Raw genomic sequence first — 4,037 nt, 5'->3', positions numbered from 1 at the left:
GTCACAGGTCACCTCGCTTGTCCGTTGCCTTGAGCGTCCTGGCGGCGCAGATTCCGAGCCGTGCTCGGTAGATTGCATACAGTCGACGAATACTGTATGAAGATTGTTATCCCGCATCCCGTGGGTGATGTCCAGGGGTCGCGCACCACTTTTCAGACGCGACTCAATCAAGACGGGAGCCGAACCATGGACCTGTACGAGCACCAGGCCCGCGGGCTCTTCGAGGAACACGGCATCCTCGTCCCGAGGGCGGAGGTCACCGACTCGCCCACGGAGGCACGCGAGATCGCCCGCCGACTCGGCGGCCGGGTCGTCGTCAAGGCGCAGGTCAAGACCGGCGGGCGAGGCAAGGCCGGGGGAGTACGGCTCGCCGCCGACCCGGCCGCGGCGGAATCCACGGCACGTCAGATCCTCGGCATGGACATCAAGGGCCACTCGGTCGGGCAGGTCATGCTGGCCCAACCGGTCGACATCGACGCCGAGTTCTACGTCTCGTACGTCCTCGACCGCGCGGCGGGCCGGTTCCTCGCGATCGCCTCCGCCGAGGGCGGCATGGAGATCGAGGAGGTCGCCGCCGGTCGACCGGAGGCGGTCGCCCGTATACACGTCGACCCGGCCGAGGGTGTCACCGCCGCGAAGGCGGGGGAGATCGCCGAGGCGGCCGGCCTCCCGCCGCAGACCGTCGACACCCTCGTACGGCTGTGGCGGGTACTGGTCCGCGAGGACGCCGTCCTCGTCGAGGTCAACCCGCTGGTCCGCACCCGGCAAGGGCAGATCCTCGCCCTCGACGGCAAGGTCACGCTCGACGACAACGCCCGCTTCCGGCAGGCCCGTTGGGGCGTCGAGGAAGCGGAGCACGGCGACGCGCTGGAGGCGGCCGCGGCCGCGAAGGGCCTCAACTACGTCAAGCTCGACGGCGAGGTCGGCATCATCGGCAACGGCGCCGGCCTGGTCATGTCGACCCTCGACGTGGTGGCCGGCTGCGGCGCCCGTCCGGCCAACTTCCTCGACATCGGCGGCGGGGCGTCCGCCCAGATCATGGCCGACGGGCTGTCCGTCATCCTCTCCGACCCGGCAGTGAAGTCGGTGTTCGTCAACGTCTTCGGCGGGATCACCGCGTGCGACGCGGTCGCCGACGGCATCGTACGAGCCCTGGACACCGTCGAGTTGACCAAGCCGCTCGTCGTACGCCTCGACGGCAACAACGCCGTCCGCGGCCGCGCCGTCCTCGACGCGCACGCCCATCCACTGGTCCAGCAGGCCACCACCATGGACGGCGCGGCCCGCCGTGCCGCCGAACTCGCCAACGCAAGCTGAGGAGACGGCACATGGCGATCTGCCTCACCAAGGAGAGCAAGGTCCTCGTTCAGGGCATGACCGGCGGCGAGGGCATGAAGCACACCCGGCGCATGCTCGCGGCCGGCACGAACATCGTCGGCGGCGTGAATCCCCGCAAGGCCGGTCAGAACGTCGACTTCGACGATCGTGTCGTACCCGTTTTCGGGTCGGTGGTCGACGGTATACAGTCGACCGGAGCCGATGTCACTGTCGTCTTCGTACCGCCCGCTTTCGCCAAGGCGGCCGTCATGGAGGCCGCCGACGCCGGGATCGGGCTCGCCGTCGTCATCACCGAGGGCATCCCCGTCCACGACTCCGTCGCCTTCACCACGTACGCGAAGGAGAAAGGCACCCGGGTCATCGGTCCCAACTGCCCGGGCCTGATCACCCCCGGTCAGTCCAACGCCGGGATCATCCCGGCCGACATCACCAAACCCGGCCGCATCGGCCTGGTCTCCAAGTCGGGCACGCTCACCTACCAACTCATGTACGAGCTGCGCGACATCGGCTTCACCACGTGTGTCGGCATCGGCGGCGACCCCGTCGTCGGCACCACCCACATCGACTGCCTGGCCGCCTTCCAGGACGACCCCGACACCGAACTCGTCGTACTCATCGGCGAGATCGGCGGCGACGCCGAGGAACGCGCGGCCGCGTACATCCGCCGGCACGTCGACAAACCCGTCGTCGGCTACATCGCCGGCTTCACCGCGCCCGAGGGCAAGACCATGGGGCATGCGGGCGCCATCGTGTCCGGCTCCTCCGGCACGGCGCAGGCGAAGAAGGAAGCACTGGAAGCGGTCGGTGTCAGGGTCGGCAACACCCCGACCGAGACGGCCCGCCTCGTGCTGGAACTGCTGCAAGCCGACCACGACGTTCCTCGCAAGGCGTGACCGCCGGCCCTGTCCGACGGCACTGAGCCCCTCCCCTATATACGCCGCGACATACGCGGCCCTACACGCGGCCACGTGCCGCACGGGCCTGCCCTCCGCACCTGCGCGGACGCCAGGCACCCCCCGCCCCCGACTGTGCACCGAGAGCGGAGACACCCGATGACGACCACCCTCAACGCCACCACCCCACTCGTGGTGAAGTCCGGCACCACCTGGGACGACGCCTGGCGGCGCTGTCTCGCGGCCGCCCCGGAGGCCTTCCGGGACGACCGTGTCCTCAACCTCTGGAACTCCGCCTGGCGGGCGGACGGCCGGGCCCTGCCCGCCACCAGCCCGGTCGACGGCAGTCCGATCGCCGGCCCGCCGCGCCTCGACCGGGACGCCGCCCACCAGGCCGTCCGCGCCTCCCTCGACCAGCACCGCGCATGGCGGCACATCCCGCTCGCCGAGCGCCGCGCCCGGGTCGCCGCCACCCTCGACGCCCTCACCCAGCACCGCGAACTCCTCGCCCTCCTGCTCGTCTGGGAGATCGGCAAGCCGTGGCGGCTCGCGCAGGCGGACGTCGACCGGGCCGTCGACGGGGTGCGCTGGTACGTCGACGGCATCGAACCGATGGTCGCCGGGCGCGCCCCGCTGGACGGACCGGTCTCCAACATCGCCAGCTGGAACTATCCGATGAGCGTGCTCGTTCACGCCATGCTGGTACAGGCCCTGGCGGGCAACGCGGTCATCGCCAAGACCCCGACCGACGGCGGTGTCGCCTGTCTGACCCTGGCCTGCGCGCTCGCCGCCCGCGAGGGGATTCCCGTCACCCTCGTCAGCGGCAGCGGGGGAGAGCTGTCCGAGGCGCTGGTGCGGGCGCCCGAGATCGGCTGTGTCTCCTTCGTCGGCGGCCGCGACACCGGCGCCGCGGTGGCCACGGCCGTGGCCGACCTCGGCAAGCGTCATGTCCTCGAACAGGAGGGACTCAACACCTGGGGAATCTGGAACCACTCGGACTGGGACGCCTTCACGGCCGTCATCCCCAAGCTCTTCGACTACGGCAAGCAGCGCTGCACGGCGTACCCGCGCTTCGTCGTCCAACGCGAGCTGTTCGACGACTTCCTGGCGGCGTACCTCCCGGCGGTGCGCACCCTGCGCGTCGGGCACCCGCTCGCCGTCGCGCAGCCCGACGACCCGTACCCGGCACTGGACTTCGGCCCGGTCATCAACGCGGCCAAGGCGAAGGAACTGCACGACCAGGTCGCCGAGGCCATCGCCCGCGGCGCCGTCCCCCTGCACCGCGCCGACGTGGCCGACGCCCGCTTCCTGCCCGGCCAGGACACCTCGGCGTACGTCCAGCCGGTCACCCTGCTCAACCCGCCGCCGTCCTCGCCGCTGCACCACGCGGAGCCGTTCGGCCCGGTCGACACCATCGTCCTGGTGGACACCGAGGCGGAGCTGCTGGCCGCGATGAACGCCTCGAACGGCGCGCTGGTCGCCACCCTGTCCACGGACGACCGGGCCACCTTCGACCGGCTCGCCCCGCAGATCCGGGCGTTCAAGGTGGGCCACGGCAAGGCGCGTTCACGCGGCGACCGCGAGGAGCTGTTCGGCGGGTTCGGCGCGTCCTGGCGCGGCGCGTTCGTCGGCGGGGAGCTGCTGGTGCGCGCGGTCACACAGGGTCCGCCGGGGGAGCGGCTGCCCGGCAACTTCCCGGAGTACCAGCTCATGCCGTGACCGGCGACCGAGGGCGGCGCCCGACCGCGGGCGCCGCCCTCCTGACATCGCGTGCAGACGTCGACGTACCAGTGAGGTGGCGAACAT

3 protein-coding genes are annotated in these 4,037 nt (G+C 71.0%); all 3 read left to right on the top strand.

Annotated features, from left to right (window positions below; genetic code table 11):
- Nucleotides 1–186: 186 nt before the first annotated feature.
- The 3 genes from sucC (at nt 187) to ABKA17_RS47820 (ending at nt 3,950) form a co-directional block, all read left to right on the top strand.
- The gene (gene sucC / locus ABKA17_RS47830) at nt 187–1,317 is read left to right on the top strand and encodes an ADP-forming succinate--CoA ligase subunit beta (protein WP_353698780.1); all 1,131 of its coding nucleotides are present in this window, start codon (nt 187–189) and stop codon (nt 1,315–1,317) included.
- A gap of 11 nt (nt 1,318–1,328) precedes the next feature.
- Nucleotides 1,329–2,231 (top strand): succinate--CoA ligase subunit alpha, encoded by a 903-nt coding sequence (sucD, locus tag ABKA17_RS47825; RefSeq protein WP_353698779.1) that lies wholly within the window; start codon nt 1,329–1,331, stop codon nt 2,229–2,231.
- Nucleotides 2,232–2,390: 159 nt separating this feature from the next.
- A complete protein-coding gene (locus ABKA17_RS47820) occupies nt 2,391–3,950 on the top strand; it encodes an aldehyde dehydrogenase family protein (RefSeq protein WP_353698778.1) in 1,560 nt (519 codons plus the stop codon).
- The last annotated feature ends 87 nt before the right edge of the window (nt 3,951–4,037 follow it).

Source organism: Streptomyces sp. RG80, from assembly GCF_040446465.1.
Taxonomy (GTDB): Bacteria; Actinomycetota; Actinomycetes; order Streptomycetales; family Streptomycetaceae; genus Streptomyces.
This window is presented reverse-complemented; position numbering and strand designations above follow the sequence as displayed.

Coding starts and splice junctions, on each gene's coding strand:
- sucC (WP_353698780.1), top strand. CDS start 187: ATGGACCTGTACGAGCACCAGGCCCGCGGGCTCTTCGAGGAACACGGC.
- sucD (WP_353698779.1), top strand. CDS start 1,329: ATGGCGATCTGCCTCACCAAGGAGAGCAAGGTCCTCGTTCAGGGCATG.
- ABKA17_RS47820 (WP_353698778.1), top strand. CDS start 2,391: ATGACGACCACCCTCAACGCCACCACCCCACTCGTGGTGAAGTCCGGC.